This window comes from Lentilactobacillus kribbianus, assembly GCF_013184075.1.
GTDB lineage: Bacteria > Bacillota > Bacilli > Lactobacillales > Lactobacillaceae > Lentilactobacillus > Lentilactobacillus kribbianus.
The window spans coordinates 26,617-47,245 of sequence record NZ_JABEQQ010000001.1 but is presented as its reverse complement, the minus strand read 5'-3'; the positions used below and the strand labels follow the sequence as shown (position 1 = coordinate 47,245).

At 36.7% G+C, this 20,629-nt stretch carries 19 protein-coding genes; 14 read left to right on the top strand and 5 right to left on the bottom strand.

Features of this window, described 5'->3' with window-relative positions; all coding sequences use genetic code 11:
- Window positions 1–6 precede the first annotated feature (6 nt).
- The 6 genes from recD2 to HII32_RS00205 all read left to right on the top strand — a co-directional run bounded on the left by recD2 (window position 7) and on the right by HII32_RS00205 (window position 7,092).
- On the top strand, window positions 7–2,496 hold the full coding sequence (recD2, locus tag HII32_RS00230) for an SF1B family DNA helicase RecD2 (RefSeq protein ID WP_172187203.1): 2,490 nt from the start codon (window positions 7–9) through the stop codon (window positions 2,494–2,496).
- A gap of 85 nt (window positions 2,497–2,581) precedes the next feature.
- A complete protein-coding gene (locus tag HII32_RS00225) occupies window positions 2,582–3,550 on the top strand; it encodes a ribose-phosphate diphosphokinase (protein WP_172187201.1) in 969 nt (322 codons plus the stop codon).
- 29 nt (window positions 3,551–3,579) lie between these two features.
- Complete coding sequence (locus HII32_RS00220; RefSeq protein WP_172187199.1) at window positions 3,580–4,578, top strand: aldo/keto reductase; 999 nt, start codon at window positions 3,580–3,582, stop codon at window positions 4,576–4,578.
- 123 nt (window positions 4,579–4,701) lie between these two features.
- Window positions 4,702–5,709 carry a ribose utilization transcriptional repressor RbsR gene (gene rbsR, locus HII32_RS00215; protein ID WP_172187197.1) on the top strand — a complete coding sequence of 336 codons (1,008 nt, stop codon included), beginning with the start codon at window positions 4,702–4,704 and terminating at the stop codon, window positions 5,707–5,709.
- Window positions 5,710–5,809: 100 nt separating this feature from the next.
- Window positions 5,810–6,727 carry a ribokinase gene (gene rbsK, locus HII32_RS00210; RefSeq protein WP_172187195.1) on the top strand — a complete coding sequence of 306 codons (918 nt, stop codon included), beginning with the start codon at window positions 5,810–5,812 and terminating at the stop codon, window positions 6,725–6,727.
- 155 nt (window positions 6,728–6,882) lie between these two features.
- Window positions 6,883–7,092 carry a hypothetical protein gene (locus tag HII32_RS00205; RefSeq protein WP_172187193.1) on the top strand — a complete coding sequence of 70 codons (210 nt, stop codon included), beginning with the start codon at window positions 6,883–6,885 and terminating at the stop codon, window positions 7,090–7,092.
- 45 nt (window positions 7,093–7,137) lie between these two features.
- Here the strand turns inward: HII32_RS00205 and HII32_RS00200 are convergent, their stop codons facing one another.
- From HII32_RS00200 to HII32_RS00185, 4 genes are all read right to left on the bottom strand, one after another.
- Window positions 7,138–8,091 carry an ADP-ribosylglycohydrolase family protein gene (locus tag HII32_RS00200; RefSeq protein ID WP_172187191.1) on the bottom strand — a complete coding sequence of 318 codons (954 nt, stop codon included), beginning with the start codon at window positions 8,089–8,091 and terminating at the stop codon, window positions 7,138–7,140.
- Window positions 8,092–8,108: 17 nt separating this feature from the next.
- Window positions 8,109–9,059, bottom strand: coding sequence for a diacylglycerol/lipid kinase family protein (locus tag HII32_RS00195; protein WP_172187189.1), 951 nt, complete (start codon window positions 9,057–9,059; stop codon window positions 8,109–8,111).
- A gap of 73 nt (window positions 9,060–9,132) precedes the next feature.
- On the bottom strand, window positions 9,133–10,824 hold the full coding sequence (gene rnjA / locus HII32_RS00190) for a ribonuclease J1 (protein ID WP_172187187.1): 1,692 nt from the start codon (window positions 10,822–10,824) through the stop codon (window positions 9,133–9,135).
- Between the two features lie 4 nt (window positions 10,825–10,828).
- A complete protein-coding gene (locus HII32_RS00185; RefSeq protein WP_172187185.1) occupies window positions 10,829–11,044 on the bottom strand; it encodes a DNA-directed RNA polymerase subunit epsilon in 216 nt (71 codons plus the stop codon).
- A 175-nt stretch (window positions 11,045–11,219) separates the two neighbouring features.
- On the opposite strand from HII32_RS00185, the gene HII32_RS00180 reads away from it, so the two are divergent.
- Complete coding sequence (locus HII32_RS00180; RefSeq protein WP_172187183.1) at window positions 11,220–11,687, top strand: hypothetical protein; 468 nt, start codon at window positions 11,220–11,222, stop codon at window positions 11,685–11,687.
- Between the two features lie 124 nt (window positions 11,688–11,811).
- Here HII32_RS00180 and def read toward each other — a convergent pair whose 3' ends face one another.
- Window positions 11,812–12,372, bottom strand: coding sequence for a peptide deformylase (def, locus tag HII32_RS00175; protein ID WP_172187181.1), 561 nt, complete (start codon window positions 12,370–12,372; stop codon window positions 11,812–11,814).
- A 311-nt stretch (window positions 12,373–12,683) separates the two neighbouring features.
- Between def and pdhA the strand changes: the two genes are divergently transcribed.
- The 7 genes from pdhA to typA all read left to right on the top strand — a co-directional run bounded on the left by pdhA (window position 12,684) and on the right by typA (window position 20,616).
- Window positions 12,684–13,802 carry a pyruvate dehydrogenase (acetyl-transferring) E1 component subunit alpha gene (gene pdhA / locus HII32_RS00170; protein ID WP_172187179.1) on the top strand — a complete coding sequence of 373 codons (1,119 nt, stop codon included), beginning with the start codon at window positions 12,684–12,686 and terminating at the stop codon, window positions 13,800–13,802.
- A gap of 2 nt (window positions 13,803–13,804) precedes the next feature.
- On the top strand, window positions 13,805–14,782 hold the full coding sequence (locus HII32_RS00165) for an alpha-ketoacid dehydrogenase subunit beta (protein ID WP_172187177.1): 978 nt from the start codon (window positions 13,805–13,807) through the stop codon (window positions 14,780–14,782).
- Window positions 14,783–14,808: 26 nt separating this feature from the next.
- Window positions 14,809–16,107, top strand: coding sequence for a 2-oxo acid dehydrogenase subunit E2 (locus HII32_RS00160; RefSeq protein WP_172187175.1), 1,299 nt, complete (start codon window positions 14,809–14,811; stop codon window positions 16,105–16,107).
- Between the two features lie 7 nt (window positions 16,108–16,114).
- Window positions 16,115–17,539, top strand: a complete 1,425-nt coding sequence (gene lpdA / locus HII32_RS00155) for a dihydrolipoyl dehydrogenase (RefSeq protein ID WP_172187173.1) — start codon at window positions 16,115–16,117, stop codon at window positions 17,537–17,539.
- Window positions 17,540–17,639: 100 nt separating this feature from the next.
- The gene (locus HII32_RS00150) at window positions 17,640–17,918 is read left to right on the top strand and encodes a UPF0223 family protein (RefSeq protein ID WP_172187171.1); all 279 of its coding nucleotides are present in this window, start codon (window positions 17,640–17,642) and stop codon (window positions 17,916–17,918) included.
- 1 nt (window position 17,919) lies between these two features.
- Window positions 17,920–18,702 (top strand): inositol monophosphatase family protein, encoded by a 783-nt coding sequence (locus HII32_RS00145; protein WP_172187169.1) that lies wholly within the window; start codon window positions 17,920–17,922, stop codon window positions 18,700–18,702.
- Window positions 18,703–18,780: 78 nt separating this feature from the next.
- Window positions 18,781–20,616 (top strand): translational GTPase TypA, encoded by a 1,836-nt coding sequence (typA, locus tag HII32_RS00140; protein ID WP_172187167.1) that lies wholly within the window; start codon window positions 18,781–18,783, stop codon window positions 20,614–20,616.
- Window positions 20,617–20,629: the final 13 nt, after the last annotated feature.

The following is a 20,629-nucleotide window of genomic DNA, read 5'->3' as shown; positions in this document are numbered from 1 at the left end:
TTCAATATGGCCCAATCAATGAATTTATTTAATCCAGAACCAGAAGAACGGCAATCAGAACAATTTGTTGACGGCCGCGTTGAAGCCATCTTTTTTGAAGGTAATGATAGTTTTTATAAAGTGGTTTTAATTAAGGTTAGTGAAACTAGCTTAAATTGGGATGAAGACGAAATTGTGGTAACCGGCAACTTTGGTAACTTAACTGAAGATGGTAGTTATCATTTTATAGGTAAGATAGTGACTCATCCTCGCTATGGGACTCAATTTCAAGCCAGTAATTATTCGCGTCTGATGGTCAATACTGAAAATGGCATTGTTAAATATCTATCTAGCGATGAATTTCCCGGCATTGGAGAAAAAACGGCCACTAAAATTGCCAATGCTTTAGGTGCAGATGCATTAGCCCAAATTAGTCAAAATCCTCAAATTTTAGAAGGATTGGGAATCTCTAAAAAATTACAAAATGTTATTGTCGATAACATAGATACGGGTAGTAATGTTGATCAAATCATCATTGGATTGAATAGCTATGGCTTTAGTAGTCAATTAGCTGATAAAATTTATCAAAAATATCGTGAAGATGCTCTTAAAATAATTCAAGAAAATCCCTATCAATTAATTGAAGACATTGATGGCATTAGTTTTAAAAAGGCGGATGCTATCGCAGCTGAACTGGGAATAGACGTTGATGCCAGCCAGCGAATTGAAGCTGCATTATTATTTGCTTTAACTCAAATTAGTCAAAAAAATGGGGATACTTACACTACTTCAGGACCGTTACTGTTAGAAACCACTAACGTGTTAAACGAAAGTCGTCCCGGGGTGGTAAATGGGGATCAATTAGCTGCCGCATTAATCGAACTAGCCCGTTCTAAACGGGTAGTGGGAGATGATGATCGAATTTATTTATCACGGCTTTACTGGGCTGAACGCCAAATTGCTGAACATTTAAATCGGTTGCTTAAAAACCAAGCAGATGATGACAGTAAATATTCAGATAAAGCTATTGCTAAAAAAATGAGAGTGGTAGAAAAACAGGCCGATATTTTATATGATGAATCCCAAGAAAAGGCGATTACTCAGGCGTTACAATCATCTGTTTTCATTTTAACGGGTGGACCGGGAACGGGTAAAACCACGATTATTAATGGTATCGTGCATACCTTTGCTAAATTAAATGATTATTCTCTAGACGTTAATTCATATAAAGATAAACCGTTTCCGATTGTGTTAGCCGCTCCAACGGGTCGAGCAGCAAAACATATGAGTGAATCCACGGGATTACCTGCCAGCACTATTCACAGATTATTAGGGCTGAATGGTTCTGAGTCCGCTGATTTTGAAGGGGTTAAGGATATTGAAGGTCAATTGTTAATTATTGATGAAATGTCCATGGTGGATACTGACTTATTTAAGACACTATTGCGAGCTTTACCCAATCATACGCAGTTAATTTTGGTAGGTGATCAAGATCAGCTGCCATCTGTGGGACCTGGACAGGTATTTCATGATTTAATTCAATCGCAGTGTTTACCTAAAATCGAATTAAGTCAAATTTATCGACAAGAAGCCGGTTCTTCCATTACACAACTAGCTCATGCTATTCATGAAGGACATTTACCAGCTGATTTTTTAACCAATCAAGCCGATCGTTCTTTTATTCAGTGTAATGAAAATCAAGTGGCTTCGGTGGTCAAACAGGTAGTGGAACGCTCTAATCAAAAATTTGATTTAATGGATATGCAAGTACTGGCCCCTATGTATCGTGGTCGGGCCGGCATTAATCAACTAAATGAAGTTATTCAAAATACCAGTAATCTGGTGATAGATGCGCAAAACACGGTTACAATTAAGCAACAACAATATCGAGTGGGAGATAAAGTGTTGCAACTAATTAATAGTCCAGAAGAAAACGTGTTTAATGGTGATATTGGTGAAATTATTACGATTGAAAAACCCAAGGGGGCGACTACCGCTAATAAAGTGGTGGTGGCTTTTGATAGTACCGAAGTGACTTATGATCGTAGCAATTGGAATCAATTTACTTTAGCTTACTGTACCTCAATTCATAAGGCGCAAGGAAGTGAATTTAAATTAGTTATTTTACCTTTAGTCAAGGGCTATACTAAAATGTTAAAGCGTAATTTACTATATACTGCAGTGACTAGAGCTAGTGACTTTTTAATATTAATTGGAGACCCTGCGGCTTACCAAATGTGTGTTGAAAGTGAATCGGTTAATCGACAAACTACTTTAGTGTTAAGACTAGAGGACACGTTGTCATCAAATAAAACCCAAGAAAAAGTTTCAACAGTTGCTATTGAAAAGGTAACTGAAAAAGCAGAATCAACACAATCAGTTACTAAAACAATACCCACGGTGACACCCAATTCAGTAGAATCGTCGTCAGCTACTGTTCTAACTATGCAATTGATTCAAGGAGAAAAAATTGATCCGATGATTGGAATGGCTGGAATTAGTCCGACAGATTTTTAATATTATTTTAGAAGTGGGCTTTTTCCGCTTTTTAAATTTGTTTTATGGTATTATTTTGATAGAAATAACTTTTATGGAGGAAATAATGGTCGATAAAAAACCAACATCACGGTTGAAATTATTTGCATTAAATTCAAACCGTCCGTTAGCAGAGAAAATTAGTAAAGCGGTTGGCATTGAACTCGGAAAAGCAACCGTGCAGCAGTTTAGTGATGATGAAATTAAAATTAGTGTGGATGAAAGTATTCGTGGAGACGAAGTTTATATTATTCAATCCGTGTCTGATCCCGTTAATACTAATTTAATGCAGTTATTAATAATGGTTGATGCGCTTCGTCGCGCTAGTGCTGGCTCAATTAATGTAGTAATTCCCTACTATGGTTATTCACGAGCTGATCGAAAGGCTCGTTCTCGAGAACCAATTACCGCTAAACTAATTGCGACCTTCCTTCAAATGGATGGTGTGGACAGAGTGGTCGCTCTTGATTTACATGCCGATCAAATTCAGGGATTTTTCGATATTCCAGTCGATCATTTAAGAGCGGAGAGCTTATTGGCCAGTTACTTTATTGATCGCGGCTTTAAAGAAGCTGATGATGTTGTAGTAGTTTCTCCTGATCATGCCAGTGTTTCTCGTGCGCGTCGCTTTGCCGAGCGTCTAGATGCACCGATTGCGATTATTGATAATCGTTCACCAGAAGATATTAATACCATTCCAGAATCAGTTATTGGTAATGTCAAAGGAAAACGAGCCATTTTAGTGGATGATATGATTGATACTGCCATTAAAATTCAGATCTCTGCCAAAACATTAAAAGAAGCAGGTGCCACTGAAGTATATGCTGTGGCTACTCACGCAGTCTTTTCTGGTGATGCTGCTTTAAGATTACAAGCAGCTGAAGTTAAAAAAACCATTGTAACTGATTCAATCGATATTCCGGAGCGTAAAAAATTTGCTGCTTTAGAAATCATGTCAGTGGGACCATTGATGGGTGAGGCGATTTCATTAATCCACAACCGTGAGTCGGTTGGTAAATTATTTGGCCGTGACTAAAGATAAAATAAGAGTGGAGGCAACGTGTTATGTATAAAGCAAGTGATGACCGTTATGAAAAGGCAACTATTCGTAGAGCTGGAAACTCCGGATTACAATTACCTGGAATTTCATTTGGGATGTGGCATAGTTTTGGCGATGATGCTAATTATGCTGCTAGCCGTGAGGTAATACTAAAAGCATTTGATGAAGGTATTTTTAGCTTTGATCTAGCTAATAATTATGGTCCTGGGTCGGGTGCGGCTGAGCGGATGTTTGGTGAAGTCTATAAGGCTGATTTAAAACCTTATCGTTCAGAACTAGTAATCACCACTAAAGCAGGTTATCATATGTGGCCTGGACCATATGGTGAATTTTCATCACGTAAGACGTTAATGCAGGCTCTAGACATTAGTCTGGAAAGAATGAACTTGGATTATGTTGATATTTATTATAGCCACCGGTTTGATCCCAATACCAGATTAGAAGAAACTGCTAGTGCATTAAATGATTTAGTTAAATCAGGTAAGGCTTTATACATTGGTATTTCTAATTATGATGCGGCACAAACGGCTGAAATTAGTCGTTACTTTAAAGAAATGCATACACCGTTTGTAGTTAATCAAGTTTCGTATAATATGTTAAATCAATCTGTAAAAAAAGATGGTTTACTTGATGAAATGAGAAATGAAAATAATGCGCTTATTTCATACGGACCTTTAGCAGAAGGATTATTAACCGATAAATACTTGAAGGGAATTCCTGATAATATTAAAATTCATCCAACCAATGATGGTATTTTTGCTAATGGTAAGGATACTTTGGTGGCTAAGCTAAATGAACTTAACCAGATTGCACAGAATCGTGGTCAAAGCTTAGCTCAGATGTCAATTTCTTGGTTACTAAATGATCCAACCGTTGCTAGTGTGGTTACTGGGGCTTCTAAAGTAAATCACCTAGAAGATAATATTAAAGCTCTTGATAAAATTGATTTTACTGCGGACGAATTAGCTGAAATTCAACGAATTGTTGGTAAATCAGTAAAATAATACTTTAAAAGGTAGTGCCTAATTTAGGTACTACCTTTTACTTGTTGTCATGATTTATGTTACAGCTACTTTTTATTTTGGTATAATGAATTAGCAATAGAATTCATTTGAGGAGCAAGTCTTATGACAAAGAAAGTAACCATTACTGATTTGGCTAAACGAGCCAATGTATCAGTGACCACTGTGTCACAAATCTTGAACGGCAAGGAGCAACGCTTTAGTCAAAAAACCGTTGCTAAAATAAAAGCGCTCCAACTAGAAATGGGTTATGTACCTGATTTTAATGCCCAAAGCTTAATTAGCCGTTCTGGAAAGACGATTGGGGTTATTGTTCCTAGTATTAATAATCCTTTTTTTGCTGAGTTCAATCATGGAATTGATTCCTATAGTGCTTCTAAAGGTTATACGCCCTTGATTTTTGGTTCTAACAATAGTCCACAAGTTGAAAGTCGTTACTTGGTGGAAGCAATTCGCCGTGCAGCTGATGGAATGATTATTGCTTCAGCGGTATCAGATGTGAATGAAACTGATAAATTATTACGGCAAAATGGATTACCATATTTATTAATTGATCGCAATCCACCCGTTAAAGGTGATTTAGTAGATGTCCAAAATAAACAGGGAGGACAAATTGTCGCTGATTATTTACATGAAAATGGGCACCACAAAATCATTTTAGTGGCCCCTAAGGACTTGACTTTAAACATGGAACTGCGTATTACTGGTTTTAAAGAAAAGATGAAGGAATTAGGAGTAGATTTTTCTGATGATCAAATCGTACATACAGATTTAAGTATGGCTGGTGGTTATCAAATTACTGAAAAAGTTTTAGCTGCTCAACCAACGGCTGTTTTTGCGTTAAACGATGAATTGGCGGTAGGGTTGAATCGTGGCTTTGCGGAACACGATGTAAGGGTACCAGAAGATGTTTCGTTAATTGGTTATGATAATATTGATTTAGCTGCTTATACCATTCCTTCACTAACTACGATGAATCAACCAGCTTTTGAAATGGGAGAAACGGCGGCTAGATTAATCATTGATAGAATCGAAAATAGTGATAGCGATTTACAGCGAGTTACATTACCGATTCGACTAGTAAAGAGAAATAGTGTAAAAAAGATTAATTAGTGTTGAGAAACCTGTTTTTCTCTGTTAAACTTCATATGTATAAGGTTTTAGTTTAACGTTTACGCAAACAAATATATCTATATTAAAGAGGAAATTCACAATGAAGAATAAGGTCGTTATTTTAGGAAGCCTAAATGTTGATACTACGTTACACGTAGCAAACATGCCATTGCCAGGAGAAACTATTACTGCTCAAAGTAAAACAAGTTCTCCCGGTGGTAAAGGGGCTAACCAAGCAGTCGCAGCTGCCCGTTCAAATGCTGAAGCTAGTTTTATTGGCCAAGTAGGGGCTGATGATTCTGGTAAAATGATGATTAAATGCATGAAAAACAATAATATTAATGCGGACAATATTAACGTTGTTGAAGATCAAGGTACTGGATCAGCAGTTATTTTATTAGATGGTAACGGCCAAAACAGTATTATGGTGTATGGTGGCGCTAATCAAAGTATTGGTTCAGAAGTAATCGAACAAGCTCACAGCTTGATTGCCAATGCAGATTTTATTATTGCCCAATTTGAAACTCCCCAAGAACGAACTTTGGAAGCATTTAAGATTGCCAAAGAAAACGGGGTTAAAACTATTTTAAACCCAGCTCCAGCAGCTACAATTATTCCAGAATTATTAAACTACACTGATTTAATTGTTCCTAATGAAACTGAAAGTGGCAGTTTAACTGGTATTGAAGTAACTGATGTAGCTTCAATGGATGCTAATGCTGCTAAATTCGCAGAAATGGGAGCTAAGAACATTATTATCACTGTTGGTGATAAAGGTGCTTACTACTCAGCAAATGGCACTCACGGCTTTGTACCAGCCTTTAAAGTAGATGCAGTGGATACTACTGCTGCCGGTGACACTTTTATTGGTGCTTTGAGTTCTCAACTAAACCAAGACTTTGGTAATATTGAAGATGCATTGATTTATGCTCAAAAAGCTTCATCCATCACTGTACAATCAATGGGAGCATTGCCTTCAATTCCCACTGCTGAAAAAATTAATGAGACTTACAAATAATTAACTTGGTTTTAATTTATTTATCTGATATAATTCTTTTCGTTATTTATCGGGATGATTAATTAACTTTCCTTTGATGAAAATGATTCACAAAAACCATGAGAAGTGTTATCTTTTAGATGAGAAACTTCATTTATTTAGAGGGGCTTATAATTATGAGTAATAAATCTGAAATTTTACAGGAATTTGTGGCAGCTTGTGATAAGCTGGATGAATTGAAAAGTAAAGAGGCAGAAAATAGTTCTCCTAGTACGAAAGAAACGGTTGTAATTCAACCTCAATTTGGCGGCGAAATGAATGAATTGACGCGGAAGTGTGATCAGCTAAATATGATTTTAGCTGCTATGGATGCGTCTGAGGATTAGATTAATAATTAAAAGGGTTACCGAATTTATTCGGTAACCCTTTTTTTAAAAGTATTTTGATAATAAAGCGTAGGAAACAGCACTTTTAATTTGATTACGACCCTTTAAATCATTTAACCAATCAGTCGGAAATGATACTGGGGCATATAGTAAGGAGGCCATCATAGAAGTAATAGAACCAATGGTATCGGCATCATTACCGAGGTTAACTGCTCTTTTAACGGCTTGATAGTATTGTTCGGAATTCATTAAGCACCAAAAAACACAGTTTAAGGTATCAACCACATAGCCAGAACTAGGGATTTGATTGATATCTTCTTTATAAAAATTGAGGTCGGTTAGTTGTTGAAAATATTTAACTTCATCACTAAACGGCTTTTTTTGTTTATAGTAATTCAAAGCCTCACTAATTGAAATGTGCATGGTGTACTTGTTGGGATTTTGAATAACTCTAACAATGGCATTAGTTAAAATACCAGCAGCTACTAAACTCCGCGGATGTCGATGAGTAATTGCTGAGTAGTTATGAACGAGCTCTGCAATTTCATCATTAAAACGATAGTTATCGTAGTTGCCAATAATATAAAAAGCAATTGGAGCCATTCTCATTAAGGCACCATTATCTGATTCTTCAGCACCACCACATTCTAATGGAGAGACTCCTTTTTGAAATCGTGAAATAGCTTCTTGAGTGGTTCGGCCAATATCAAATGAACGGCCAAACGGGGTGTAATCGCCGTATAGATACCACTGTGAAAAGCGGCGAAGCATATCTGAGAAATTAATACCTGCGCTTAAACTAGTTAAAGCAGCAATGGTTAATGATGTATCATCAGACCATGTTCCTGCTGGTACATTGAATGATTGGTGTCCTAACATTTTAGTAACAGGATTCTTTTTAAAAAATGACCGTGTTTTAAACTGAAAGGGGACACCCAGGGCATCGCCAATAGCTACTGCAGTGATTGACTGAAAAAGTAAATATCTGGTCGAATACATAGTTGTACCTCGAATAATTATTTTAGCCAAAACGGATAAGTTTCAACATTAAATTGGACATCAAACATACGATGACCAGTTTCTTCACCATCTATTTGTCCAAATTGTAAACTGTTAGTGGTTAAGTTAATTTGTTTATTTTTATAGTGATGAACAAATTTTAAATTTAGGTGTTTTTCTAACGGTAACATACTTATGAATAAAATCAATTGCCAAAATGATGGTTTTTCTACGATGATTAATTCCAAATTAGGCTTCGTAATCGCCGCTTGGGGTAATATTTTAACACCACCGCCGAAAAAAGGGTGGTTAGAGGTGGTTACTAAAAAAGCTTTGTTAAAATGATAGTTTTGATTGTTGATATTAAGGTTTAAAGGAAAAGACTTAAAGTGTTTCAGAATGCCAAATATAGCAGAAATATAGCTAAACTGTCCTAAAAACCGATTTTGTTTTAAAGAAGACTGATTAGCTTTGGCTACAATAGCAGCATCGAATCCAATTCCAAAATTATTAACAAAATAACCATTATTATCATTAATTTGATCATAATATTTAGCGACATAGATTTCTTGGAGATGGCTTTGATGGAGGATTTCATTTAAAGCAATTTTCCAATTTAATGAAAGTTTTGCGGCCCTAGCAAAATCATTACCTGAGCCAATAGGTAAATAGGCCAGCGGTACTGTTATTGGATTAGATTGTCTAAATTCCATACAACCAGTTAAAGCTTCATGAAGGGTACCATCTCCACCAATAGCCAAAATGACATCAGCAATTGTACTTTTTTGTTTAATTTGATCACAAAAATCTTTTGCTAGTTGAATAGCATGATTGTGGAAAAGGGTTTTTCTATACTCATAGTTAACTTGTTGCTGATCTAATTCATTTTGAATGGCTGGCCAAGCTTGCTTTACCTTGCCACCACCAGCAGCTTCATTAACAATGATATGGTACCTAATTGATGACATTAAGAAAACCTCCGAAAATATAAAGGCTGAGGAACATTAATGTCCTTCAGCCTTTTGTAAATTATGATAAATATTATTTTTGTGGTTGATTATTCATGATTAACATTGGCAAGATTAATGGATGACGTTCGGTTTTATCAAATAAAAATTCTTGCAAATCATCAATAATCGCTTTTCTAATTGACGATTCAGTTGGTTTTTTAGTATGCATTTCCTTACGAATAGTTTTAAATACTAGTCTTCTACCTTCATCAAGCAGTTCACCAGATTCTCGCATATAAACAAAGCCACGAGATAAAATATCTGGACCTGATTGAATTTCTTCGTTAGTTAAATTAATAGTAGCTACTACAATTACAATTCCTTCTTCAGAAAGAAGTTGGCGATCACGAAGAACGATATTACCAATATCACCAATTCCGTTACCATCAATATATACATCTCCGGCTTGGAAGTGACCAGCTAAACGAGCGGAATCCTTCGAAAGGGCTAAGACATCACCATTTTGCATAATAAAACTATTTTCTAATGGAACGCCACATTGAGCTGCTAATTCAGTATGGATTTTTAACATACGATATTCACCGTGAATTGGCATGAAGAATTTAGGCTTCATTAATCGTAACATTAATTTTTGTTCTTCTTGACCACCGTGTCCAGAGGTATGAATGTTATTTACTTTACCATGAATAACATTAGCGCCAGCTTCTTCTAACTTGTTGATAACGGCGTTAACACTGGTAGTATTTCCTGGAATAGGATTACTTGAGAAAATAACAGTATCGCCAGGTTGAATGGCAATTTGGCGATGAGTACCATTGGCAATTCTGGATAGGGCAGCCATTGGTTCACCTTGAGATCCAGTACATAAAATCATAGTTTTATTTGCTGGCAATGATTGTAAATCGGAAGCATCTACAAAAGCTTCACCCGGAATATCTAGGTAACCTAGTTCCAAACCATTGTTAATAGCGGCTTCCATACTGCGACCAAAGACGGCAATTTTACGGCCATGGGCCAAGGCGTTATCACAGGCACTTTTAATTCGAGAAATATTCGAAGCAAAAGTAGCAAAAATAATGCGATCTTCTACTTTATCAAAAATTCTTTCAATAGAAGTGGCAACCCATTTTTCGGATTTGGACCAAATTGGTCGTTCAGCGTTGGTACTATCAGACATTAAGCATAAGACGCCTTCAGCACCAAGTTTAGCCATCGCTTGAAGATCAGGTGGCTGATTGGTAACTGGAGTTAAGTCAAACTTAAAGTCACCAGTCTCAACGATCACTCCAACTGGAGTATGAACTGCAATTCCCAAAGTATCTGGAATTGAATGAGTAGTTCTAAAGAAAGTTACCTTAGTTTTTCTAAATTTCAAGACAGTGTCTTCTTGAATTTCATGTAGTTCAGTTGTATTTAAAAGGCCATGTTCTTCTAATTTGTTTTTAATAAGAGCAATAGCAAGTGGACCAGCGTAAATTGGGACATTAAGAGCCTTCAATAGGTAAGGAACTCCACCAATATGATCTTCGTGACCGTGAGTGATTACCAAAGCCTTAATTTTTTCCTTATTGTCAACAAGATATTGATAGTCAGGAATGACATAATCAACACCAAGTAACTCATCTTCTGGGAACTTAATTCCAGCATCAATAAGGATAATCTCATCTTGGAATTGAATTCCATAGGTGTTTTTTCCAATTTCGCCAAGTCCGCCGACACCATAAATAGCTGCCTCGTTATTCTTGACGTTTAATTTTTTCATATTTTTAGTTAAACTCCGTTAGTTTAAAATCTGGTGATTCTTGTTCATATTTTAAATGTTCACCTTGAAGTGGTTCGATAAATTCGACGTTAAAATCTGTTTTATCATCCAAGATAGCCCGTACATCGACTTCAGTATCGGCTTCCATGTATAGAGCTAAAGTAGTTTCCCGACGAGGGGTCTGCTTGTGGTTAGGTTGATATAAAACTTTAAAAATCATAAAAAAAACTCCTTAAATATTATTCTTTATGCTTCAGTTCGTTCGAGTGGTTGTGAAAACACAACTGATAGTAATACTGTACCATATTGTGGAAAATAAGTATATAAATCAGCTGGCTAATCTTTTACGAGACTTCATGATAGAATAGAACTAATAAAAGCCGAGGTGATTTGCGATGGGGCTATTCATTGAAATTATAATTGGAATCGTTATAGCAGTGATAGTGTATTTTGTGGTGCATTATTTTGCGGTAACGGTTCCTTCCAGAAAATACAGTAATACAATCAAACAGGTGACAGATAAGGCAGTGATATCAGTTCTTAAGGATATGGAGGTCATTGAAGATCATTCCAAAGTAATGTCTAATTATAATGCGGATGTTTGGGGTCGAGGGGTAATGACCTTTGAATACCGGGTACCATTAAAAAGTGAACATCCTGATTTTAAAAAAATTAGACTGGAATTAAATCAAAGATTGAATCAATATGCCAAAGATCATAAGTTAGATTCTCGTGGACCGCAAACGTTTGTAATTACCGATTTATGGCAAATGGATGAAGATATCTTATTTGATGTCGCTTATTTGGTTAATCAGATCACTGTCGAATACGTTGATGATCTTAATCGATTAACAAATAACTAATTTATAATATTAATTATTTCAATCAAAGCAGTAATTTAATGAAAAAATATATATAAATAAGGGCTAATATCTATTAGATATTAGCCCTTATTTTATTAGATATAGTGAATGAAATCACAATCGGTTAATAAATGAAAATTTCATCACCAGTTCGGTGAAATGGATCTTCTTTATTAATGTGATCATAAAATAATGATCCGTGAAGATGATCAATTTCATGTTGGCAAACAATAGCTGGATAATTTTTTAACCGAATTTTATGTTCATTGCCATCAACATCTTGATACTTCAAAGTAATTCTGGCAGCTCGAGGAACGTAACCGGGAACGTCTTTATCAACTGATAGGCAACCTTCACCTTCTGTAAGTGCGCCGCGTTGTACTGAACTGGACACAATTACTGGATTGATGATAACGTCTTTAAACACCGGTTTATCATCTTCGTTTTCAGCTGGTACTAAAACAGATGCCATCATTTTAGATACACCAACTTGAGGGGCAGCTAAACCAACGCCGGCACGAAGCTGATATTTTTTACATAATTCAGGATCTTGACTGACAATCAAGTATTCCATTAAATCATCAGCTAACTTTCGATCTTCATCAGATAACGGAAAAGAAACTTGTTGTGCTTGTTGACGTAAAACGGGGTCACCGTCACGAACAATATCTTTCATTAAAAACAAGATGTAAACCTCCATAGTAAAAAGTCAATTACTTTTAGTTTAACCTAAATAAGGGAAAAAATTAACTAAAAAAGCTTAAAAAGCAAATGAAAATTTTAAATGAAAATCGTCGTTAAAAAATTCACAATGTTTTATGCTTTGAAATCCTAAATTAAGTTTATAAAGAATAGGGGCATTAACCTTTCAGTCATTTATGCAGCCTTTATGAAAGGGCTTGCAAGGAAAAAGCAAAAATGTTAAATTGTGGGTGTAATGAATGATTAATTCGTTATTTTCACGAATTCTGCTACTAGGAAAGGAAAGTGTTTTTTATGGCCACAAAGAGTAATTCGGTTGTTGATTTTGAAAAAATCAAATCAACGATGAGCGATCCATACAATAAACCAATCCAAGTTATTAATGATAAGGGTGAAATTGTCAATCAACAATTGTTTGATCAATTCAGTGACGAAGAACTCGTCAATTTCATGGATAAAATGGTTTGGGAACGTACTCTTCATGAACAAACTATGAGTTTCTCTCGTCAAGGACGTTTAGGATTTTATGCCCCAACATTAGGTGAAGAAGCCAGTGAAATGGGTATTGCCTCTGCGATGAAGAAACAAGACTTTATTTTTCCAGCATATCGTGATTTACCACAGTTGATTCAACATGGAATGACCGTGGAACAAGGTTTTCTATGGTCAAAAGGTCACGTAAACGGCAATATGTATGCTGATGGTGTACGTGCAATGTTTCCACAAATTATTATCGGTGCTCAATACGTTGAAGCAGCCGGAGCAGCCTTAGGAATCAAGAAAAATAATGAAGAAGATGCTGTAGCTTATACATTTACCGGTGACGGTGGTACTTCGCAAGGTGATTTCTATGAAGGGGTCAACTTTGCAGGTGCGTTTAAAGCTCCCGCAGTATTCTTTGTTCAAAACAATGGTTACGCTATTTCAGTCCCACGTTTTAAACAAACAGCTGCTGAAACACTAGCTCAAAAAGCGGTGGCAATGGGAGTTCCATCAGTTCAAGTTGATGGGATGGATATTTTAGCTACATACTTAGTAGCCAAATCAGCCAGAGAATATTCAGCTAGTGGTAACGGTCCAACATTAGTTGAAACCTTAACTTACCGATTTGGTCCTCACAGTTCTGCTGGTGATGATCCTAGTCGTTACCGTACTAAAGATGAAGAACAACCATGGTTTGACAAGGATCCGTTAATCCGAATGAGAAAAGTTTTAACCGAAAAAGGACTATGGTCACAAGAAAAAGAAGATAAATTAGTTGATCAATATAAAGCTGACTTTAAAGAATCAATGAAGAAAGCTGAAGCCGCTCCTAAACAAAAAGTTTCAGACTTCCTTAAAAATACGTTTGAAGTACCAACACCTAATGTAGCTCGTGACATCCAAAAATTTGAAGAAAAGGAGTCCAAGTAATCATGGCTAAAATGACGTACATTAAAGCAATTACAGACGGTTTGAATCAAGTTTTACAAGATGATCCTAAGACCCTTATTTTTGGGGAAGACGTTGGTAAAAACGGTGGTGTTTTTAGAACAACTGAAGGCCTACAAGATAAGTATGGTGAAGATCGAGTATTTGATACCCCGTTAGCTGAATCAGGAATTTTAGGATTATCCATCGGTTTAGCACTAACTGGTTGGCGTCCAATTCCAGAAATTCAATTTATGGGATTTACTTTTGAAGGTGTTGATTCTATTGCCGGACAAATGGCCCGCAATCGTTTCCGTTTTGGTGGGACTGTTTCAATGCCAATTACTATTCGGACTCCATTTGGTGGTGGTACACACACGGCCGAAATGCATTCAGATTCATTGGAAAACTTCTTTACCGGGGTTCCCGGATTACGAGTAGTAACGCCAAGTAATCCATACGATGCCAAAGGATTAGTGATTTCAGCAGTTGAAAATAATGATCCCGTACTATTTATGGAAAACTTGAAATTATATCGTTCAATGAAAGATGATATTCCAGAAGGACACTATACTGTTCCGCTAGATAAAGCTAACGTGGTTCATGAAGGTAGTGATGTAACAATTGTTACTTATAGTGCTGAAGTTAACGAATCATTGAAAGTGGCTGATAAATTAGCCAAAGAAAACATTTCTGTAGAAGTAATTGATTTACGTTCGTTATCGCCAATTGATACGGATACAATCTTTGCTTCTATCGAAAAAACGCATAAAGTAGTTGTCGTTCAAGAAGCTCAAAAGATGGCCGGAGTCGGAGCTACTGTTGCTTCAGAAATTGCTGAAAATAAAATCATGTCATTGGATGCACCAATTGGTCGCGTTTCTGCTCCAGATAGTGTTTATCCATTTGCAATGGCTGAAAATGACTGGTTACCAAATGCTGATGATATTGAAGCCAAAGTGCGTGAAATCGTTAGCTACTAAAACAGTGTAGAAAGGAAGTAGGACTCATGGCTTTTAAGTTTAAGCTCCCAGAACTTGGAGAAGGTATGGCCGAAGGTGAAGTAGCTTCATGGCTAGTAAAACCCGGTGATACTGTTAAAGAAGACGACATAATTGTTGAAATTCAAAATGATAAATCAGTTTCAGAATTACCTTCACCAGTAAACGGTACGATTAAAGAAATTAATAAACAAGAAGGAGAAACTGCAGAAATTGGTGATGTTTTGGTCACTATTGATGATGGTTCTCCAGACACTGATGACGAACCGGCTGCAGATACTTCAAGTAACTCGGACACAACTACAGAGAAAACCGAAGCCCCAGCTGCTGCAACTGAAACACCAGCTAATAGTTCTTCAATTCCTGTAGCTGCAGATCCCAATAAATTAGTTTTAGCTATGCCATCAGTACGGCAATATGCTCGAGATAAAGGAATTGATATTTCGGTTGTTCCTGCTACCGGTAATCATGGTCAGGTTCTAAAGGCGGATATTGATAACTTTAATGGTAATTCTGCAGGTAACACGGCTGTCTCAGCACCAGTAGCTACTGAAGCTAAGACAACTGGACAAGCTATTAAGCCATATTCATCTACTCAACCGGACTTAGAGACTAGAGAACCAATGTCACCAGTTCGCAAAGTAATTGCCAAAGCAATGCGGACTTCAAAGGATGTTTCACCACATGTAACTTCCTTCCAAGATGTTGAAGTAACAGCTTTAATGGCCAATAGAAAGAAATATAAGACTATTGCTGCTGATCAAGATATTCATTTAACTTTCTTACCTTATATTGTTAAGGCATTAGTCGCAGTACTAAAGAAGTATCCTGAATTTAATGCTTCTATTGATGATAGTACTGAAGAGATTGTTTACAAACACTACTATAATATTGGTATTGCTACAGATACTGATCATGGTCTATATGTTCCAAATATTAAAAATGCTGATTCTAAAGGCATGTTTGCAATTGCAAAGGAAATTACGGAAAATAGTCAGGCCGCTTACGATAATAAATTAAGTGCTGCTCAAATGAGTGGTGGTTCAATTACTATTAGTAATGTTGGTTCAATTGGTGGTGGGTTCTTTACACCAGTAATTAATCAACCAGAAGTAGCAATTCTTGGTGTTGGTAAAATTGCTAAAGAGCCATTTGTTGATGAAGACGGCGAAATTAAAGTTGGTAACATGTTGAAATTATCACTTAGTTATGATCACCGCTTAATCGATGGTGCACTAGCTCAACGAGCATTGAACTTAATGAGTCAATTGCTCCACGATCCAGATATGTTATTGATGGAAGGGTGATTTTAAAATGGTTGAAGCTGAAAAAAAAGAAACTGTAATTATTGGAGCCGGTCCTGGTGGTTATGTCGCAGCTATTAGAGCTTCTGAACTTGGCCAAAAAGTAACCATTATTGAAAAATCAGATACTGTTGGTGGAGTTTGCCTTAATGTTGGTTGTGTCCCATCTAAAGCTTTGATTGCTGCTGGACATCGCCTACAAGAAGCTGATCATGGTGAACCATGGGGAATTACCACTCAACCAGCTACGATTGATTTTGCTAAAACGCAAGATTGGAAGCAACATAAAGTTGTTGATCGAATGACTAATGGTGTTCAAATGTTGCTTAAAAAGCATAATGTTGAAGTGATTAACGGTGAAGCCGTTTTAGATAGTGACACTCAATTACGAGTAATGCCTACGGGACCACAACAATTTATGACGGCTAACACTGGTCAATTAATTGAATTTGATAATTTAATTATCGCTAGTGGTTCACGCCCAATTGAAATTCCTGGATTTAAGTTTGATGGCCGGGTTGTTGATTCTACTGGTGGTCTTAATTTACCTGAAATCCCTAAAGAGTTTGTTGTCATTGGTGGTGGTTACGTGGGAACTGAATTAGCTGGTGCATATGCTAATTTAGGAGCACATGTCACAATTATTGAAGGAACGGATTCTATCTTAGCTGGATTTGATAAAGATATGGTTTCAGTTGTTCTTAAAGAAATGAAGAAAAAGGGCATTGATATTATTACTTCTGCTAAGGCAAAATCATCAACACAAACTGATAAGGATGTCACTGTTACTTATGAAGTAGATGGTAAAGAACAACAAATCACCGCTGATTATTGTATGGTAACAGTTGGCCGAAAACCTAATACTGATGATCTTGGATTAGAATACACTAAGGTGGAAGTCAGTGATCGGGGAATTGTTCAAACCGATGAACAAGGAAGAACTGCTTCAGAACATATTTTTGCAATTGGTGATATTGCTTCCGGGCCAGCGTTAGCACATAAGGCCTTTTTCCAAGCTAAAGTTGCTGCTGGGGCAATTGCTGGCGAAAAAACTGCTAATGATTACATCGGTGTTCCTGCTGTTTGTTTCTCTGATCCAGAGTTGGCAACGGTTGGTTTGACTGAAGCTCAAGCTAAGGAACAAGGATTAGAAGTTGCTACTTCTAAATTCCCATTTGCCGGAAATGCTAGAGCGGTTTCATTGGATGAAGCAGAAGGTTTTGTTCGGCTAATTTATACTAAAGATGATAAAACCATTCTTGGTGGAGAAGTTGTGGGACCTGGTGCCAGTGATTTGATTGCTGAATTAAGTTTGGCAGTTAATGGCAGAATGAATGTAGAAGATATTGCTTTAACTATTCATCCACACCCAACGCTCAGTGAACCAATTCAAGAAGCTGCTGATATTGCGCTTGGATTCCCAACGCATATTTAATAAATTACATTGCCACATTAAAAAAAGACGAATTAATTCGTCTTTTTTGTTTTTTTAATTCTTTTTTCTATTATACTGGAACTAAAATGAGGAGTTACAAATGAGTGATAATTATTCTTATCCTTTAATGGATTCTTGGAGTCAATCAGAAATTATATCGGTTATTACCTTTTTTCAATCAGTTGAAGAAGCTTATGAAAAGAAGGACGGGGTTAATCGACAACAATTTATGGATTTATATCGACAGTATACTCAAATTGTTCCAAGTAAAATGGAACAAAAACAATTAGAACGGGAGTTTAAAAAAAGTTCTTCTTATGATACTTATCAAGTTTTTAAAAAAGCCAAGGAAACTAAAAATAGTCGGGTAGTGATGTAACATGATTGATAAATCTGAATTAATATTAATAGATCAACAAATTAAAACATGGTTAAAAGAAGATCGCCAATTAATTTTAAATGAATTAAATTCACAACTAACGGTGCATACTAAAAACAGTCGTAAAGACTTAGTTACTAATGTTGATAAACAAAGTGAACAATTTTTAGTTAATAAAATTAGATCCCTAGGTCCTAATAATCGCATTTTAGGTGAGGAGGGATTGGGTGACAGTGTTAAAGATACAGCTGGTCGTGTTTGGATAGTCGATCCCATTGATGGTACGATGAATTTTGTAAAGCAGCATGAACATTTTGCAGTAATGATCGGACTTTATGATGATGGCCAACCAGTACTGGGTTACATTTTAGATGTTATGAAAAATCAACTAATTTCAGGCGGTCCACAAATTGGAATTACAGAAAATGGTAATCCTATTTCGGCCCCAGATAATACTGGTCTTAGAGATGGGTTAATTGGGTTAAGCGGACCGTTATTAATTCGTAACGATCATCAGATGTTAACAATTGGAGAAGAGGCTTTAGGTGTTCGCATATATGGTAGTGCCGGTATCGATATACTGGCTGTCTTAACGGGGGAACTTATTGGATATATTTCTTATTTGAGACCTTGGGACTTTGGTGCGGGGAAAGTTTTAGCAGATACCATAGGATTGTCATTCACAACTATTGACGGACAACCCTTAGGTATGCTATCATCAGGCATAGTGTTGATAGCAACGAAAAGTGCGCATAAAGACATTCTTACAATAGTAAGTCAATAGTTATGCTGTGACGGCTGTCACAGCTTTTTTATTGGAAAAGCTATCCAAATTTATAATAGCTGGAAGGAAGCAATTAACTTGAAAACAAGAGATGACATTAGAAACATTGCCATTATCGCCCATGTCGATCATGGTAAGACAACGTTAGTTAATGAATTATTGAAGCAATCTGATACCCTTGATGAACACGTTCAAATTGAAGATCGTGCGATGGATACCAATGCAATTGAAAAAGAACGTGGAATCACGATCTTGTCAAAAAACACTGCCGTTCGTTATGGCGACCGTCAAATTAACATTTTGGATACCCCAGGACATGCCGATTTCGGTGGTGAAGTGGAACGTATCATGCGAATGGTCGACGGTGTTTTGTTGGTAGTTGATGCCTTTGAAGGTACTATGCCACAAACTCGTTTCGTTTTGAAAAAAGCTTTAGACCAACACTTGACTCCAATCGTTGTTATTAACAAGGTTGACCGTCCAGGTGCTCGTCCAGAAGAAGTTGTTGATGAAGTGCTTGACCTATTTATCGAATTAGGTGCTGACGAAGCTCAATTGGACTTCCCAGTTGTATACGCATCCGCAATGAATGGCACTTCAAGCTATGATTCTGACTTAGCTACTCAAGAACATACTATGAAACCAATCTTTGATACTATTGTTGAGACTATTCCTGCTCCAATCGACAATTCTGACGAACCACTTCAATTCCAAGTGGCCTTATTAGATTATAATGATTTCGTTGGTCGTATCGGAATTGGTCGTGTGTTCCGTGGTACTATCAAAGTTGGTGACAGCGTTTCTGTTCTTAAACTTGATGGATCTAAGAAGAACTTCCGAGTTACTAAATTGATGGGATTCTTCGGTTTGAAGAAGCTCGATATCGAATCAGCTAAAGCCGGAGATTTAATTGCGGTTTCTGGAATGGAAGAAATTAGTGTTGGGGAAACGGTTACTGACCCACAACACCCAGAACCACTTCCAATTTTGCGAATTGATGAACCAACCTTGCAAATGACTTTTGCAACTAATACTTCACCATTTGCTGGTCAAGATGGTAAATTCGTTACATCTCGTCAATTAGAAGATCGTTTGAAGCATGAACTTCATACTGATGTTTCTCTTCGAGTTGAAGATACTGACGATCCAGGTGCCTGGACTGTTTCTGGTCGTGGTGAATTACATTTGTCAATCTTGATCGAAAACCTTCGTCGGGAAGGCTATGAATTACAAGCTTCTCGTCCAGAAGTTATTTATCGTGATATTGATGGTGTTAAGAGTGAACCATTTGAATCAGTTCAAATTGATACACCTGATGAATATACTGGTTCAATCATTGATACTTTGTCACGTCGTAAGGCAGAAATGCAAAATATGGAAAGTGTTGGTAACGGTCAAACTCGTTTGACATTTATCGCTCCATCACGTGGTTTGATTGGTTATTCAACTGAATTCCTTTCAATTACTCGTGGTTACGGAATTATGAACCATACTTACGAAAAGTACATGCCAGTTATTAAAAACTGGAACCCTGGTCGTCAAAAGGGTACCTTAGTTTCAATGAATGCTGGTAAAGCTACTACCTATGCGATGATGGGAATCGAAAGTCGTGGTACATTGATGATTGATCCAGGTACAGAAGTGTACGAAGGAATGATTGTTGGTGAAAACAGTCGTGAAAACGATATTACGGTTAATATCACTAAAGGTAAAAACCTTACTAACGTTCGTGCTTCTGGTTCAGATGAAATGGCCAAAATTAAAACTCCAGCTCATTTGACACTTGAAGAATCACTTGAATTCCTTAATGAAGATGAATTGTGTGAAGTAACTCCTCACTTTGTTCGTCTTCGTAAGAAGACTCTTGACACGAATACACGTGAAAAAGAAGCTAAAAAACGTAAAAAGAACTAATAAGTTAATAAAC